The organism is Nevskia sp. (genome assembly GCF_051860985.1).
GTDB lineage: Bacteria > Pseudomonadota > Gammaproteobacteria > Nevskiales > Nevskiaceae > Nevskia.
In genome coordinates, this window is record NZ_JBIMKV010000023.1 from 1 (window position 1) to 13574 (window position 13574).

General features: G+C 62.5%; 20 protein-coding genes. 9 read left to right on the forward strand and 11 right to left on the reverse strand.

Features of this window, described 5'->3' with window-relative positions; translation table 11 throughout:
- Both ACTIGJ_RS17550 and ACTIGJ_RS17555 read left to right on the forward strand, forming a co-directional pair.
- Positions 1–975, forward strand: a 975-nt coding sequence (locus ACTIGJ_RS17550; RefSeq protein WP_439641622.1) for a DUF262 domain-containing protein, incomplete at its 5' end; no start/stop codon positions are given.
- A 51-nt stretch (positions 976–1026) separates the two neighbouring features.
- Positions 1027–1218 (forward strand): hypothetical protein, encoded by a 192-nt coding sequence (locus tag ACTIGJ_RS17555; protein ID WP_439641623.1) that lies wholly within the window; start codon positions 1027–1029, stop codon positions 1216–1218.
- 387 nt (positions 1219–1605) lie between these two features.
- Here the strand turns inward: ACTIGJ_RS17555 and ACTIGJ_RS17560 are convergent, their stop codons facing one another.
- From ACTIGJ_RS17560 to ACTIGJ_RS17570, 3 genes are read right to left on the reverse strand one after another with little or no spacing between them, the layout of a single operon-like run.
- Positions 1606–1830, reverse strand: a complete 225-nt coding sequence (locus tag ACTIGJ_RS17560) for a GDCCVxC domain-containing (seleno)protein (protein WP_439641624.1) — start codon at positions 1828–1830, stop codon at positions 1606–1608.
- An 8-nt stretch (positions 1831–1838) separates the two neighbouring features.
- Positions 1839–2120, reverse strand: coding sequence for a mercury resistance system periplasmic binding protein MerP (gene merP / locus ACTIGJ_RS17565; protein WP_439641625.1), 282 nt, complete (start codon positions 2118–2120; stop codon positions 1839–1841).
- A gap of 14 nt (positions 2121–2134) precedes the next feature.
- Positions 2135–2479 (reverse strand): mercuric transporter MerT family protein, encoded by a 345-nt coding sequence (locus tag ACTIGJ_RS17570; protein WP_439641626.1) that lies wholly within the window; start codon positions 2477–2479, stop codon positions 2135–2137.
- A gap of 75 nt (positions 2480–2554) precedes the next feature.
- On the opposite strand from ACTIGJ_RS17570, the gene merR reads away from it, so the two are divergent.
- The 4 genes from merR to ACTIGJ_RS17590 all read left to right on the forward strand — a co-directional run bounded on the left by merR (position 2555) and on the right by ACTIGJ_RS17590 (position 4743).
- Positions 2555–2953: an Hg(II)-responsive transcriptional regulator gene (gene merR, locus ACTIGJ_RS17575; RefSeq protein WP_439641627.1), complete on the forward strand. Its 399-nt coding sequence runs from the start codon at positions 2555–2557 to the stop codon at positions 2951–2953.
- 325 nt (positions 2954–3278) lie between these two features.
- Entirely contained in the window at positions 3279–3947 is a 669-nt protein-coding gene (locus ACTIGJ_RS17580) for a DUF6988 family protein (protein ID WP_439641628.1), read from the forward strand.
- Positions 3948–3999: 52 nt separating this feature from the next.
- The gene (locus tag ACTIGJ_RS17585) at positions 4000–4146 is read left to right on the forward strand and encodes a hypothetical protein (RefSeq protein WP_439641629.1); all 147 of its coding nucleotides are present in this window, start codon (positions 4000–4002) and stop codon (positions 4144–4146) included.
- A 63-nt stretch (positions 4147–4209) separates the two neighbouring features.
- Positions 4210–4743, forward strand: coding sequence for a hypothetical protein (locus ACTIGJ_RS17590; RefSeq protein WP_439641630.1), 534 nt, complete (start codon positions 4210–4212; stop codon positions 4741–4743).
- A gap of 414 nt (positions 4744–5157) precedes the next feature.
- Here ACTIGJ_RS17590 and ACTIGJ_RS17595 read toward each other — a convergent pair whose 3' ends face one another.
- Positions 5158–6108 (reverse strand): chromate resistance protein ChrB domain-containing protein, encoded by a 951-nt coding sequence (locus tag ACTIGJ_RS17595; protein WP_439641631.1) that lies wholly within the window; start codon positions 6106–6108, stop codon positions 5158–5160.
- 60 nt (positions 6109–6168) lie between these two features.
- On the opposite strand from ACTIGJ_RS17595, the gene ACTIGJ_RS17600 reads away from it, so the two are divergent.
- Genes ACTIGJ_RS17600 through chrA form a run of 3 tightly spaced genes read left to right on the forward strand, consistent with a single transcriptional unit; the run spans position 6169 to position 9097 of the window.
- Positions 6169–6981, forward strand: a complete 813-nt coding sequence (locus ACTIGJ_RS17600) for a chromate resistance protein ChrB domain-containing protein (RefSeq protein WP_439641632.1) — start codon at positions 6169–6171, stop codon at positions 6979–6981.
- A 47-nt stretch (positions 6982–7028) separates the two neighbouring features.
- Positions 7029–7721, forward strand: a complete 693-nt coding sequence (locus ACTIGJ_RS17605) for a superoxide dismutase (RefSeq protein WP_439641633.1) — start codon at positions 7029–7031, stop codon at positions 7719–7721.
- Between the two features lie 20 nt (positions 7722–7741).
- Positions 7742–9097 carry a chromate efflux transporter gene (gene chrA / locus ACTIGJ_RS17610; protein WP_439641634.1) on the forward strand — a complete coding sequence of 452 codons (1356 nt, stop codon included), beginning with the start codon at positions 7742–7744 and terminating at the stop codon, positions 9095–9097.
- Between the two features lie 94 nt (positions 9098–9191).
- Here chrA and ACTIGJ_RS17615 read toward each other — a convergent pair whose 3' ends face one another.
- The 7 genes from ACTIGJ_RS17615 to ACTIGJ_RS17645 all read right to left on the reverse strand — a co-directional run bounded on the left by ACTIGJ_RS17615 (position 9192) and on the right by ACTIGJ_RS17645 (position 13572).
- Complete coding sequence (locus tag ACTIGJ_RS17615) at positions 9192–10253, reverse strand: hypothetical protein (protein WP_439641635.1); 1062 nt, start codon at positions 10251–10253, stop codon at positions 9192–9194.
- A gap of 80 nt (positions 10254–10333) precedes the next feature.
- Complete coding sequence (locus tag ACTIGJ_RS17620) at positions 10334–10645, reverse strand: hypothetical protein (protein WP_439641636.1); 312 nt, start codon at positions 10643–10645, stop codon at positions 10334–10336.
- A gap of 4 nt (positions 10646–10649) precedes the next feature.
- On the reverse strand, positions 10650–11111 hold the full coding sequence (locus ACTIGJ_RS17625; RefSeq protein WP_439641637.1) for a DUF7673 family protein: 462 nt from the start codon (positions 11109–11111) through the stop codon (positions 10650–10652).
- Positions 11111–11692: a hypothetical protein gene (locus ACTIGJ_RS17630; protein ID WP_439641638.1), complete on the reverse strand. Its 582-nt coding sequence runs from the start codon at positions 11690–11692 to the stop codon at positions 11111–11113. Before ACTIGJ_RS17630 ends, ACTIGJ_RS17625 begins: the two co-directional genes overlap by 1 nt.
- Entirely contained in the window at positions 11692–11934 is a 243-nt protein-coding gene (locus ACTIGJ_RS17635; RefSeq protein WP_439641639.1) for a hypothetical protein, read from the reverse strand. The genes ACTIGJ_RS17630 and ACTIGJ_RS17635 overlap by 1 nt, the downstream gene beginning before the upstream one ends.
- A 571-nt stretch (positions 11935–12505) precedes the next feature.
- Complete coding sequence (locus ACTIGJ_RS17640; protein ID WP_439641640.1) at positions 12506–13228, reverse strand: autoinducer binding domain-containing protein; 723 nt, start codon at positions 13226–13228, stop codon at positions 12506–12508.
- Complete coding sequence (locus ACTIGJ_RS17645) at positions 13225–13572, reverse strand: hypothetical protein (protein WP_439641641.1); 348 nt, start codon at positions 13570–13572, stop codon at positions 13225–13227. The genes ACTIGJ_RS17640 and ACTIGJ_RS17645 overlap by 4 nt, the downstream gene beginning before the upstream one ends.
- Between the last annotated feature and the right edge of the window lie 2 nt (positions 13573–13574).

Genomic DNA, 13574 nt, shown 5'->3' on the forward strand with positions numbered 1-13574 from the left:
CGGTGCGTAACGCGTCAACTTGTTCATGGCTTCATCCTCTCAAGGTTTGAAGCCTCCGAGAAAGACGGGGCGGTTCATCACGGAAGCCATCGCGGGATGCAGCACGATCGCCCCGCCGAGAACAGTCGCGGAACGACGGAACCGCCATCACCATGCAAGCCCTCGCGTGGACAACCTGTGCACAGCGGTCGCTCCGCTACGGGCTTTTTGGGGAGCCCTTCGCTGCGCTGCTGCACACAGGTTGCCCACTCGGGAAACCATCAGCATGCTGTCGCCTTTGACGACAAGTTGTCGGCACTCCGCATGAACCGTTGTTCGTTCCTGCGCGATGCCGGCGTCAACAGATTGGGGAGAACGATGGCGAAGGCCGAGGCGACGGTAGAAGAACTGGTTTCGATGATCGAGCGTGGCGAACTGAGGTTGCCTGAGATGCAGCGGCAGTACGTTTGGCGCTCAACTCGCGTTCGCGATTTGCTCGACTCCCTGTATCGCGGTTATCCGTCCGGGGCGATCCTTCTGTGGGAAACCGACGAGGCGGTTCCGTTGCAATCTTTCGCCGTCAGCCAGTCAGCCAACCCGTACCAATCGACGCGCCTTCTGTTGGACGGACAGCAACGGCTGACCTCGCTCTCTGCTGTCATCCGTGGTGCGCCCGTGTCGGTACGAGGCCGCGTCCGGCCCATCGAATTGTTGTTCAATCTGGATCACCCGGATCAGCTCGCCGTCATCACGGAAGTTGACGAAGGTGATGACGAAGATGAGGACGACGACACGCAGCTTGTCGGCGACGATGCTGACTCTGACGAGGACGAGTTGCTGCGCCGGTTCAACAAAATGACATTCGTCGTTGCCACGCGGAAGCTCGAACAGTTGCCGCAGTGGGTGAAGGTTTCCGAGGTGTTCAAGACCGACAGCGACGCACCATTCTTGAAGCGTGCGGGCGTTGCCGGATTCGACGACGAGCGCTACGAATAATACAGCCAACGCCTCGCCAAGCTGCGTGGAATCCGGAAGTACGTCTACCGCATGGACGTGCTCGAACGCACGCTGTCGTATGACGAGGTGACGGAGATTTTTGTTCGCGTGAACTCGCTCGGCGCGAAGCTCCGCAGCTCCGATCCGGCGCTTGCGCAGATCACGGCGAAGTGGCGCAGCTTGCTTCAAATCTTCATGAACTTTCAGGCCGAGTGCAGGCCAGGCGCTTGGTTCGCAGCGTGATCGCCGGTTTCGTCAGTGCCTCATACCTTCCGATAGGTGATACCCGAAATTCGCTCTGGTAGCCAAATGAGGACTGGCGCGATACCGAGGAAGAGCAGCAACCATTCCCTGGAGTGGTGGGCATTGCCTGTGTCGAACCCGTAGGCAGTTGCCGCGCCGACCGCCAACAAGACGAAATAGGGTCCCGTGAGATAGCAGTGCAGCCGGTGACAGCGCGCAGCGTTGACGAGGCAGGCAACGCCCATGACGAAACAGGCCGCCGCACCCATCAGAAGAAGCGCTGGGAGCCGATCAGCGCCGACGAAGGCGCCTGCGGCAATGCTGCCGGGAACGAGCCAGAACGCGAGGACATGCGACGGCCTGCGGACGCTATCGCAGCGTCGAGGGTCAGTCGCCGGATCGGCCACAGCATCGACTCTGCTGCTGAATCGGAGGGCACTTCACAGAGCCGAACGAGCAGAACACACAGCAGTCACCTGGGTTCGGCCGCAGGAGCGTCTTGCAGTGGCTGCACTCGTAGAAGAACTGGCAGGCATCCGCCGGCATGGTCTCGGATTTCGAGAGCCCGCATCGCGGGCAGGTAATCACCGATTCGAACACGATGGTGTTCACGGCCGGCGTCACTTCTGCACGGTCGACGGATACCCTGCGTTCGTCGTCGCGGCTGTCAGGTCGGCAGACTTCGCCTTGTCCGCATCGTAGGTGACGCGCGCCGTCTTCTTCGCGAAGTCGATGCTTACGTCGCTCACGCCCGAAACGTTTTGCAGAGACTTCTTCACGGTGATCGGACACACCGCGCAAGTCATATTTTGAACATCGAGCGTGACCGTCTGCGGGGCCATCGCGGAGGCGGCCAGTGGCAGCACCGTGAGGGCCAGCAACGTCAAGAAAGGGTTGCGCATGGGGAATCTCCGTTTCAGTAGAACAGCGGGGCCAGCAGGGGTACCGCAAGCAAGCCGAGCAACAGGACGCCGACGATCCAGAAGATCAGACGCTGGCGCTTGATGGTGGTCGGATCGGCGCATGGCGTGCCCGGCGCGCAGACCTGTGGCACGAGGTAGAGCTGACGAAATGCGAGGCCGAGAAATGCCAGCGTCAGGGCGATGAAGATCGGACGGTAGGGCTCCATTGCCGTCAGATTGCCAATCCACGATCCGCCGATGCCGAGGGCCAGCAGTACCAGCGGCCCGACACAGCACACTGACGCGCCGATGGCGGCAGCGACACTGGCGAGCAGCGAGGTTTTCCCAGTGAGTTGCATCTGTCGCGTCCTTGATCCGGTGAACCAGGTGGTACTCTAAACCCCGTACCAAGGTACGGAGTCAAGGAGCAGGCGATGGTGACGGGACTGACGATTGGCAAGCTCGCGGAAGCGGCTGGCGTGAATATCGAGACGGTGCGGTATTACCAGCGGCTGGGCCTACTCGACGAACCGCCAAAACCATGTGACGGTTATCGTCGGTATTCCCCTCAGCAAGCCAAGCAGCTTCGCTTCATCAAGCGGGCACAGGGCCTCGGCTTCTCGCTGTCTGAGGTCGGCGGCCTGCTCAAACTGGAGACCGCCTGCATGTGCGCCGACACGCGGGAACTGGCTGTACGCAAACGGGCGCTCATCGAACAGCGAATGGGCGATCTCGCGGCAATGCATGAAGCGCTGACCGGCCTGATCCAGCAGTGCGATGCCGGTGATGGCGGGGATGCCTGCCCCATCATTGAGGTGCTCGCGGCGGCTTGAGCGGGAGCTTCATATCCCCGCGCGGAAACAGCGGCGTCGTCGGTTGGGGTACGCGACTGGATCTCATGGCTGAATATCAACAATGCGGCGGTCACCCTGCGGGCCTGCTGCGCCAGTTGGAGGCGGATTACGGTGCCTTGGTCGATCACTGAATCCCTCGCGCCGATCCTTGCCGTTGACACTTTGTATGAAGTGTCAACGATCAGGGCGTCTTTGCCCTGGTCAAACCCCGTGTTCGACCCAAAACCAGCCGTCTTGATGACCGATCCGTTGACAGTTTTCCTATGAAGTGTCGTTTTGCTCGCATGACTTGCTCGGAATCACCATGACGCCCTTCGTGCCGCTGGAAGAAATGATCGAGGGCTCCGACCGACTGCATGCCGAGCTGGCTGGCCACCTCGCCGTCGAGCACGTCGTCACTGACCACCGGCAGGACCTTGCCTCGGTGCTGTCCACCCTGGTCATCGAGCACGCGCACTCGATCCTGCTGCTGGTCATGGAGGACAAGCCGTCGTCAGCGCTTGCCCTGGTCAGGGTGCAGTACGAAGCCTTGCTCCGCGCGACATGGATCAACTTCGCCGCGACCGATCACGCCGTCGAGAAGTGCGTTGCCCCGATCCCGCCTGGCGTGACCAAGGAACCCGATCTGTTCCCGACCGTCAGCGAGATGCTCAAAGCCATCGACGGCAAGGCTCCACCGCCCCTGGTGCGCGCGCTGAGCGAATTCAAGGCTGCCGCATGGGGTGCCATGAACTCGTTCACCCACGGCCTGCTGAGGACGATGGCTGGCCATCGGAATGGGTATCACCCTGGTCTGCTGTCGCAGACGATCCAGAACTCGAATGGCGCAGCGATGTTCGCGACCATGTTGTTCGGTCAGGTGACGGGCCGTCTCGATCTTCACCTGGCGGTCATCGGCATGAGCAGAACCCATGCGCGATACTTACCAACGTTGAAGTTCCAGCTTCCGGCTACCGGGGCATCTGTAGCGTAGTGATATGTAGTGTAGTGACGTGTAGCACTACACCTTGGCATGAGGGCCAACCATGAAAATCGTCTACCAGGGCAAGACCGACGACGACACCATCGTCGAATTCGAGGATGCCTTCGAGGCTGCGTTCGATCCGCAAGAGGCCGAGCGTCGGCGAATGGCCGCGATGGCGGCGCGCAGTCAACAGCCGGACCCGTCGTAAACTTTCGCATGCGAAAGTCACTGAGAGATTCAATATTGCGGTGCGTACTTCGGGATTGCTGCATTGGCGACTAGCTGGCCGCCGTTCAATGTTGACGGCAACGCTGTCGATTTCACGCATCTAGTGCCGTGGTCGCTGGGCTGTCCCATCGTGCCGGCGGTCTCCGGGGTTCCCGGCGAGCTGCTGATCGGGGTGAGGTATAGCTGTCATTGCTTCACTGACCATTACGCCGATGGCGTCAGCGAACCCCCGTTGCTGTGGATGGACCACAAGCAACGTCGCGTCTTCTGTCGTCAGCGATATGCGTGGTCCAAGAATCTCCCGGCGATCTTGGCGGCTTTGCCCTCGGCCAAGGTTGAGCAAACGCACGAAGGCCGCAACTACGTCCGCTTCGTGACGGTTGACCCCGATCAGCCCCGGTACGGCGTCTTTTTCACGCTCAAACGCAATCGTGAGGAAGGCCACCACCTGTCGCTGTTCGTCGAGTCAGCGTATTGCGATCCAGACCCCAACCCGACAGCAGGGCAGGTTCGCTTCAAGGTCTTGGCCGCCAAGGTGTTCCAGAACCAGCCGATTAGCTTCAAAGGCCGACGCTAGAAAGGCGAAAGGCACCCGAAGGTGCCTTTCAGAGAAACTCGGTTTCTACTTCGCCTTGCGGCTATCTCGCTCACGCGTGGCCCGGTTTCCCGGAGAGAAGACGCTGTTGACTCCTTGCAGAGCCTCAACCGATCTGTCGTCTTGCGATCACTATGAGGCACTGGCTGCCCGATTTCAACCCGTGAGCACCAAGCGATCCAGTACCGCATACCGTTCGTCGGCCCAATCGAGGCGCATAGATCCGGTGTCAGCCGCAGTTTCGCATGCGAAAGTCATCGTCGCTTCATCCTCGCGAGGTCTGAAGCCTCCCAGGAAGACGGGGCGGTTCAAGCGCGTCGGAGCGGCCGAGACTCGTCCGGCACTTTCGCATGCGAAAGTTGAAGTTCCCCCAATCTGGCCAAGAAGGGGTAAGAATCAATCGCTTCTTCCGCTTCTTCGAGAAGCCGAATAGATGGCATCGAAACACTGCGAAGAAACCGCAATCCTGGCGTCATCGTCCGCATGAACGCTTTCGATGCCTTTGAGCAGGATGGACACCCCCGGCGTTTCCTCTTCGCGGAACTTGCCGTCCTTCAGGTCAAGGTCGTGAATGATCCGGCCCATCAGCTGCAGCGCCGGGTCGCCCAAACCGAATCGGTCGAGCAGGACCTCGAACGTGCAGCGGTCCCCTTCGTGCGTGTAGTCGCCGTCGTCCATGTCATAGCGAAGCTGGCCACTGACTACCGGCGCATCGCGATCCACGAATAGCAGCTTGGCTGCGGGGTCGATGAATCGCCTGATCAGCCACGCGCTGGCCATTCGGTCCACCCCGACGCGCTGGCGCGTAACCCAGGTGCGGCCGTGCTGCTGGCTGCCGGCGTTGCGGACCGTGTCCGGGGCTGAGCGCCGCGAGAGAGCGTCATTGATTTCAGCCAGCAGCGCAGCGGCGCTGTCGCGTCCTTCGGCCGCGAAAAAATCGAGTGCGACGATCTGGTCGAATCGCTTGCGCAGCTTGCGTGCCCGCGTCCGACAGTCATCCTCGTTCTCCGGCGCCGTTGCCGAGACTCGCAGCTCGCGCAGCTCCTCGGTGAGCTGCGCGTAGTCGGCGTTGCGTGCCGTATTGAACAGGCCGCGCAACTGCTGATCCGATAGCCCGTCCACGAAACGCGCCGTGCAGATCGACGCCTCACCGCCCAGGCCCTCGATCTCCTTCTGCAGCCACTGAAAGTCTTCGCGCGTGCGCTCGTTTCCCGGCAGCACGTAAGCCGAATTCTTCACCGCCACCGCGCCGAGCGCCTGCAGGCGCCGCCAGACCTTTACCCGCAGGTAGTCCGGCTTCGGCGGAAGCGAATGCAGGAACAGAAGCCAGTCCAGGGGCTCAGCCATGATCACCCAAATAAAGATACGTTCGTATCATAATAAAGAAACGACAAACGGATCAGAGTGATGCCGCTTCCTTCGATTTCCCCGGCCGGACTGCTCGCCGCCTTTGGGCAGGCCAAGCCCACGCTGTGCATCGACGTCCGCCGCGAAGCCGACTTTACGGCCGCCGGCCGCCTGGTGTCGGGCAGCCTGCGGAAAGATCCCGCGATGCTGGAAACCTGGGGCAAGGACCTCGGCGCGCGACCCGTGGTGGTGTATTGCGCGCATGGTCGCGCGGTCAGCCAGGAGGCGTGTTCGCGGCTCACGGACCTTGGCATCGAGGCCCGATACCTGGAAGGCGGTTACGCCGCTTGGTGCGCCGAGGAAGGACCCACGACCGCTTGGCGCGAACCCCTGGGATCGAAGCCAACCCGCTGGATCACCCGCGAGCGGCCCAAGATCGACCGCATCGCCTGTCCCTGGCTGATCCGCCGCTTCATCGACCCACTGGCCGAGTTCTTCTACGTGCCGACCGCCGAGGTGCGCGAAGGCGGCCGGGCGCTCGACGCGGAGCCCTACGACATCCCCGAGGCGCGCTTTTCCCACGTCGGCGACCAGTGCAGCTTCGATGCCTTCATCCGGCACTTCGAGTTGCGCGCGCCCGGCCTGGAGCATCTGGCCACCATCGTCCGCGGTGCCGACACGGCGCGGCCGGAACTCGCCGCGCAGGCCTCCGGATTGCTCGCGATCTCGCTCGGTCTCTCGGCGAATTTCCCCGATGACCACGCGATGCTCGAACAGGGCATGACCTTGTACGACGCACTGTATGCGTGGTGTCGCAGCGCAGGCAGTGAGGCCCACGACTGGAAGCCCACCGCAATGGAGATACGCCCGTGAACGATGAATCCGATTCGCTGCTCAGCCGTCGTGATGCCTTGGGCCTGATGGGTGCCGCCGCGACCGTAGCCGCACTGCCTTCATTTGCTCAGGAGACCTCCATGAACGCGCCGAAAGTGCTTCGATCCGCCTTCGCTGCCACGCACACGCCCAAGCCGCTGCGCTTCGATCCGGCCAAGCTCGCAGGGCTTTCCGAGAAGCTGATCCGCTCGCACTGGGAGAACAACTACATCGGCTCGGTGAAGACGTTGAACGTCATCGAAGGACGCCTCGCGAGCGCGATGCAGGACAAGGATTTTCCGCCCATCGCTTACGGCGGCCTCAAGCGCGAAGAACTGCATCGCGTCGGCTCGGTGATCCTGCACGAGCACTACTTCGACAACCTCGGAGGCGACGGCAAGCCCGGCGGCGAAGTCGCCAAGGCGCTCGCGCAGGTCTACGGCAGCGTGGCGGCCTGGGAAGCGGAGTTTCGGCGCACCGCGATGTCGCTCGCGGGCGGTTCGGGCTGGTGCGTGCTGAGCCTCAACGCCGCGACCGGCGAACTGCGCAACCAGTGGGCCTGGGATCACATGCACGGCGCCGTCGGTGGCCTGCCGCTGCTGGTGCTCGACATGTACGAGCACAGCTATCACATGGACTACGGCAGCGCGGCGGCGAAGTACCTCGACGCCTTCCTCGCCAACGTCGACTGGAACATCGTCGATCAGCGCTTCCAGCACGCGCGCCGCCTCACCGCCTGAATCGAGTACTGCCCCCACTCATGCAAACCCCTGCGACGCTTCCCGCCGTCAGCTTCCGCGAAGCCTTTTTCGTCTGGCTGAAAATCGGCTTCATCAATTTCGGCGGACCGGCCGGCCAGATCGCGCTGATGCACCGCATCCTGGTGGAGGAGAAGAAGTGGGTGTCGGAAACCCGCTTCCTGCACGCGCTCAACTACTGCATGTTGTTGCCGGGGCCGGAGGCGCAGCAGCTCGCGACGTACATCGGCTGGCTGATGCACAAGACGCTCGGCGGGCTCGTCGCGGGCCTGCTGTTCATCCTGCCGGGCTTTGTGCTGATGACCCTGATCGCCGTGGCCTACGTAGTCTGGGGCGAACTCGACTGGATGCAGGGCCTGCTGTTCGGCCTGCAGGCGGCGACCTTGGCCATCGTCATCGAGGCGGTGATCCGGGTCGGCAAGAAAGCACTCAAGCATCGCGCGCTCTATGCGCTCGCGGGCCTCGCCTTCCTGGCGATCTTCGCGTTGCAGGTGCCGTTTCCCATCATCGTGCTGGCCGCCGCCCTGATCGGCTGGGCCGGCAGCCGTTATGCGCCGCAGATCTTCCTGCCCGCGAGCAAGAACGGATCGAAGAATAACGAGGCCGATGAAGCCGTCCCCGAGCACGCGCACCCGAGCATGGGCTGGACGCTGCGCGTGCTGTTCTCCGGCGTCGCGCTGTGGGGACTCCCGGTGCTGCTGCTGTTCGCCGTGCTGGGTGCGCAGCACGTCTTCACGCAGGAGGCGGTGTTCTTCAGCAAGATGGCGGTCGTGACCTTCGGCGGCGCCTACGCGGTGCTGGCGTACATGACGCAGCAAGCCGTCGAGCGCTATGGATGGCTGTCACCGGGCGAGATGGTGCAGGGCTTGGCACTCGCTGAAACCACGCCGGGTCCGCTGATCCTGGTGCTGACCTATGTGGGATTCCTGGGCGCGTATCGCGATCCCGGCAGCCTCGATCCGCTCATGGCCGGCGTATTCGGCGCCACGCTCAGCACCTGGGTCACGTTCGTGCCGTGCTTTCTGTGGATCTTCCTCGGCGCACCGTACATCGAGCGCCTGCGCGGCAACCGCGCGCTCAGCGCAGCGCTCACCGGCATCACCGCGGCGGTGGTCGGCGTCATCCTCAATCTCTCGATCTGGTTTGCGCTGCACGTGCTTTTCGCGGATGGACCGACATGGAGCGGTTTTGGTCTCAGCGTGCCGGTGCCGGAATGGGCATCGATCCGCTGGCCTGCCCTGCTGCTGGGTGCCGCAGCGATGCTCGCGCTGCTGAAATTCCACGTGAACCTGATGTGGGTGCTGGCCGCGTGCGCGGCGAGCGGCTTGATCTTGCGGTATGCCGGGCTGGTGGTCTGAACCCTCGTCGATCAAGCGGCGTCCCTACGCGGACCAAGCTTTCGAAGGTGCCATCCTCCATCGCGACTTTCGCATGCGAAAATTGCAATCGTCCCTAAGCCTGAGTTTGTGGACAGGGCCGAAGAAATGATCGTCGAGGCCGTGGCGGCATATCAGAGGGCTTTTTTCGATTCGACATTTCACGTCCCGGAAACTCCGGCTCCGATGACCTCTGCTTCCGCCTCTCACTGGTGATTGGAGCCAGCCGGTCAATGATCGAAGATGCAGCAGATAACCGCCCGAAGATAGTACGCTCGACTCCGAGGATCACCGCTGTCGCGCGAATTTGTCGGGCGTACTTCCGCTGCTCTTCGCTTGCGTCTGGCTCAACCTCCTTGAGCTGCTCCCGCATCTCAATTAGCGCGATGAGGTGATCATCCGCGACCTGATCTGCGATCTCGGCCCATCGCTTGTCTCGTTCAAGTGCCCGATCCAGTGCGCCTTGGACGTATCGAGGATACGCCTGCCAATCGACCCTTCGGAATAGCCGAGGTACGGCTCCGCGTGCAGGAGTTACGCCGTGCAGCCCCGCGAGATCAATCCACGTTGAAGCGCACCGAGCGGTTTTTGAGAAATTGATTACCGACTCGAACACGTTGTCGTCGGGACCAACTGAACCGATTACGTCATGTCGTCGCAGCCTCGCGTGCAAACAGCTCTTCAAAGATCCGATCAGAACCGGAAGGTTCTTGTCTTTTTCATCCGATATGACCAGCCGAAGCTTTTCGTGCAATGGCCCCGACGGCTCAGGGATTGGTGGGGACCGCCTACCGAACTCCCTGCGTGCCGCCTCGATCGCCTCCGGGCTTTTGATCGCGTGCGTCGCAAGCTGTCGAATGACCGCCGCCCGCGCTTGCTCGTCGAAGGGCCTGTCCATCCACAATGAAACATTCGCATCAACGCTACGGAGCTTGTCGCCATTCGCAGGCCGCTCAGTTCCGGCCTCAATAGCAGCGCGGACATTCAGGATGTTCGCGATGAATGTATCGGCGGCTTTCTGATGGTGGGCGCAGGCACTCTTCGCCCGCTCCATCAGTTCGGCGAGCTTCGCGACTTCGGTTTGTTGCTTGTATTGCATTTCAATCTCGCGCTGAGTAACTCTCAGTGACTTTTTCATATTTTCTGTAGCGCCGCTCGCTACGAAAACTCCTGTCCAGAGAGCTGACTTTCGCATGCGAAAGTCATCGCGCGGCCAGCCTACGGCTCGACCGGGCCGGTGTAGTGCTTGAAGCACATCACTTCGCCCCGAGTGCGAGCCTGTTGCTTCGTCAGATTGTGAGCATCCGGCCACACGTCCAGCAGGATCGCCTCGAAGTACGCCTTCTGGCGCGGCGAGTAGATCGGATCGTTACGGGTAATGGCCACGTACTCGCTCAGATTCTGGCCATTTCGCGCGGCAAAGTAAGCCCACATGGCGAGGTCGGCGGCAACATCACAGGGCGAGTCCACTGCCGACACTCGTGGCGGCAACGCGATCAGCGCAAGCATCAATACAGTCATGATCTTCATGGCATCACCCGCTCAAGCCTTCGTCCGGGTGCCCGCGTTCCCCGAACTTGCCTTCGTACAGCTCGCGGCCGATCCGCCGCTGCTGCGCCGAGTAGTAGTGCCCGTCACGCACCAGGAAGTCGTTCAGCTCGTCGCTGTCGATCACGCCCCAGGTGTGGATCTCCGCCTGCGAGTAGCGGTCGTAGTTCAGGACATCCATGCAAGCATCCGCCAGCTCCGTATCGAGCGCACGCAGATCCGTCATGTCGAACGGGAAGCGCGGCCCGTTGTAGAGCCCGCCAAGGAATGCCGTCAGCCGCTGCACCTGGCCCGTCCCCGGATTCCGGCGGATCGCGCCGACGATCACGCGCAGCGCCGGAATCGCCCGTTCACGCGCCGCCGCCTTCGCCACTTCGTAGGACGCCAGCCGCGCCCGCATATCCGCGATCACTTGGTCGCGATCCCGCCTCACCATCATCGTCGCCATCACGCACCCTCCTGTTTCGCCAATTCAGCCTTGTGATTGATGTAGCCCTGCCGCAGCGCCATCGCGTCATGCACCGCGTTATGCCGCCGCAGCTTTCCCGTGAAAAACGTCTCGAATGTCCGGTGTACCGCCGGTACCTCGTCCAGCACCAGAACGTCGGCGTCGTCAGGCAGGAAGAGTTCCACCAGGATTGCATCGCCGATCCAGTCGGCGACGATCAGGGGCGGCAACCCGGTCGCCTCTCGCCGCTTGGCGAGGTATGCGTCCCAAGCCCGTCGGAACTGCCGCCCGGTCGAGAATCGGCACGTCACGTCCGCCGCCTCGATGTGAGGCAGGACTTCCTTGACGACGAATTCCGAATACCCCTTCTGCGAGGCTTTGCTCAAGCCCCTCACCGCGTAGAACGGAGCGGCGTCCTCTGACATCGGCACTACGGCGTACGACAGCACCTGTGCTGTTCGCGCCCATTCCTGAATGTGTTGCCCCTTAAATGGAAGCTGCCCGAACTCCGAATCGACGAACAGGACGTCGAATTCGTGTTCGCGCGCGATGGCCGTCTTCACCTCGATCATCCAAACCATTACAGCCCCCTCATCTGGCAAGGCACCTGTTCGATCAGGTCCTGCTCGAACAGCGGCGGCAGCTCGCGCAGCAAGCGCAGCGTCGCCGCCTCAATCGCCGACTGGCGCGTGATGTAAGTCCGGTCCGTCGAAAACTCCCCGGCGTTATCCACGTCCACCGTGAACGTCCAACCCGTCCTGTGCCGGAACGTCCGAACCTCGATCCGGTGTTCCTCCAACTTCTCACCCGAAACTCTGCTCATCGAATTCTCCTAATCACTGGTCGCAAGCGCGGCAGGCCCCCGCCGCGCTTGTGAACGGGAAACCGTTCGGCACGCCGTCGAGCACGGGTCAATTGCCGCCCGAAGGGTCGAGCGCAGCGAGATTCGTCGGCCGCGCAGCGGGCGTCGAGCGGTCCGGTTGACGCGCGCGGAGCAAGTGCCACCCAACACCCCGCGGAGCGACCGAAAACTTTCGCATGCGAAACTTTCGCGCCACGTCGTAGCGCGCGGCGCTACAAGGACACGGCGTCGGCAGTGCCGTCGCGGTGTCCCGCCGGGTCGGCAGGCGATGCCATCGGCATGGCCGAACGATGCCTCTCGGACAAGGGATTGAAGCCCGAAGGGGCGAGACGCCAACGGCGGCTCGATGCGCAGCACGAAAGCCCGGTGCGCGTCAGCGCATGGCCCCCGTGACCTCCGGCAACTTTCGCATGCGAAACTTTTCGCACCGCGAACCAAGTCATAGCGCGCCGCACTACCAACCCCATAGCGCCCGACGCTATGACGAAACCGTCCCGTCAGATCCATCTGAACAACGAGCGAGCCGGCCATTTCAAAGCCCATCCAGCCGCATCGCGCCCAACTCGCCAGACAGCAGCGCCCTCGCGACCAGCTCTGAAATCGACCTTGCGCCCAGCGAATCTTTCGCACGCTCAATCCGTTTCGCCACCGCTTCGCGGCTCACGCCTTCCAACCTCGCAACCTCATGTACGGGAAGCCCACGGGCAATCTGCCGAATTGATTCACGCTGCAAGTCACTCAACGGCTGCTGTCGATGAGCACCGTCGTCGCCGATCCGAACCCCATCAAGCAACGCAGTCCCGATCTCCCGCAGCTTCAACGGCACGGCCTCCGACTCCTGACTACCCACGAACGGCCGTCCCGCGACGCTGACCAGCACCATCGACCCCAGCGGCCCATGCACCGGCACCGTCACGCCGAACCGAAACCCCAACGCCTCCAGCGAATCCCGCTGCACCCGCGATCCCAATCCGATCCAAGAAACCGGCCGGATAGTGCTGCGCGCGGCAGAAATGACCGGATCGGACGCCACACGCAGGGCCTCGCGCCCGGACGCATCGGCCCGCTCGCCGTCGATCACGACGAACCGTCCGGTCATGCGGTACACCACAGCGACCGCCACCAGCGGGAACTTCAGCGAAGCCAGGACCGAGCGCGCGCGCTCGACCAGACGTTCATCGACGACCACCTCATCGGATCGCCGACGCCGATCAACGCGCGGAGCGGTTTCACCCGTGGAAGTCGCGATGTTCATACGGCCGCCGAGTCCTCCCGGAAACCTTCCAGGAGCAGACAGCACAACTCGAATTCCTCCTGAGTCATCGGCCGCTGCAACGCTGCAAGCGCGATCTCGTAGGCCGTCTGCCAGGTGCCAAGGCCCCACCGGGGATCGAGTTCCGCAGGCGACCGCCGATGCCGCCGCAGCTCGTCGGCGACCAGCGCCAGGCGCTCGCCAGCGGCGACGATCACCGCTTCGAGCTGGCCAGCCTCCGCCAGCAGCTCATCGACCGTAGGTCGAGGCCGCGGCCTTGCAGTCGATGCCAATGCGAACTTTCGCATGCGAAAGTTTCGCGGCCGGGAAACGGGCAGAAATGACATGG

Bases quoted from the DNA above. Each gene is read 5' to 3' on its own strand.
- ACTIGJ_RS17555 (WP_439641623.1), top strand. From the start codon at position 1,027: ATGGACGTGCTCGAACGCACGCTGTCGTATGACGAGGTGACGGAGATT.
- merP (WP_439641625.1), bottom strand. From the start codon at position 2,120: ATGCGCAACCCTTTCTTGACGTTGCTGGCCCTCACGGTGCTGCCACTG.
- ACTIGJ_RS17570 (WP_439641626.1), bottom strand. From the start codon at position 2,479: ATGCAACTCACTGGGAAAACCTCGCTGCTCGCCAGTGTCGCTGCCGCC.
- merR (WP_439641627.1), top strand. From the start codon at position 2,555: ATGGTGACGGGACTGACGATTGGCAAGCTCGCGGAAGCGGCTGGCGTG.
- ACTIGJ_RS17580 (WP_439641628.1), top strand. From the start codon at position 3,279: ATGACGCCCTTCGTGCCGCTGGAAGAAATGATCGAGGGCTCCGACCGA.
- ACTIGJ_RS17585 (WP_439641629.1), top strand. From the start codon at position 4,000: ATGAAAATCGTCTACCAGGGCAAGACCGACGACGACACCATCGTCGAA.
- ACTIGJ_RS17595 (WP_439641631.1), bottom strand. From the start codon at position 6,108: ATGGCTGAGCCCCTGGACTGGCTTCTGTTCCTGCATTCGCTTCCGCCG.
- ACTIGJ_RS17600 (WP_439641632.1), top strand. From the start codon at position 6,169: ATGCCGCTTCCTTCGATTTCCCCGGCCGGACTGCTCGCCGCCTTTGGG.
- ACTIGJ_RS17605 (WP_439641633.1), top strand. From the start codon at position 7,029: ATGGGTGCCGCCGCGACCGTAGCCGCACTGCCTTCATTTGCTCAGGAG.
- chrA (WP_439641634.1), top strand. From the start codon at position 7,742: ATGCAAACCCCTGCGACGCTTCCCGCCGTCAGCTTCCGCGAAGCCTTT.
- ACTIGJ_RS17615 (WP_439641635.1), bottom strand. From the start codon at position 10,253: ATGAAAAAGTCACTGAGAGTTACTCAGCGCGAGATTGAAATGCAATAC.
- ACTIGJ_RS17620 (WP_439641636.1), bottom strand. From the start codon at position 10,645: ATGAAGATCATGACTGTATTGATGCTTGCGCTGATCGCGTTGCCGCCA.
- ACTIGJ_RS17625 (WP_439641637.1), bottom strand. From the start codon at position 11,111: ATGGCGACGATGATGGTGAGGCGGGATCGCGACCAAGTGATCGCGGAT.
- ACTIGJ_RS17630 (WP_439641638.1), bottom strand. From the start codon at position 11,692: ATGGTTTGGATGATCGAGGTGAAGACGGCCATCGCGCGCGAACACGAA.
- ACTIGJ_RS17635 (WP_439641639.1), bottom strand. From the start codon at position 11,934: ATGAGCAGAGTTTCGGGTGAGAAGTTGGAGGAACACCGGATCGAGGTT.
- ACTIGJ_RS17640 (WP_439641640.1), bottom strand. From the start codon at position 13,228: ATGAACATCGCGACTTCCACGGGTGAAACCGCTCCGCGCGTTGATCGG.
- ACTIGJ_RS17645 (WP_439641641.1), bottom strand. From the start codon at position 13,572: ATGTCATTTCTGCCCGTTTCCCGGCCGCGAAACTTTCGCATGCGAAAG.